1 protein-coding gene is annotated in these 263 nt (G+C 46.4%); it reads right to left on the reverse strand.

Annotated elements, in window-relative coordinates; translation table 11 throughout:
* The coding region (locus tag H6A60_RS14610) for a hypothetical protein (RefSeq protein ID WP_205105333.1) at positions 1 to 240 on the reverse strand (240 nt) is incomplete at its 3' end.
* Positions 241 to 263: the final 23 nt, after the last annotated feature.

Here is a 263-nt window from a genome sequence, read left to right on the forward strand (position 1 = left end):
GTGGTAGGTTACGCTGGACAAGGCGTTGATGCCCATACCGTTCAAGCATGGGTAGTTACTCAGTAGTCCAAGGTTGAAGTATGTGCGCGAAGGTTGCTTTTTCTGATTTGTAATGTTCAGTGCAAGGTGGATGCCCTTTTTCTGTCCTTTCTGGGTGCGTAGTTGGGCGTTTGCCGGCAGCACTGTGGCCATAAGCAGGCAGGTATATAAAATACCTGCCAATAGCGTGTTTGGTTTCATATAATTTGAATGTTGTCTATCAC

Origin of the sequence: Sutterella massiliensis, from assembly GCF_016899755.1 — a bacterium.
Taxonomy (GTDB): Bacteria; Pseudomonadota; Gammaproteobacteria; order Burkholderiales; family Burkholderiaceae_F; genus Sutterella; species Sutterella massiliensis.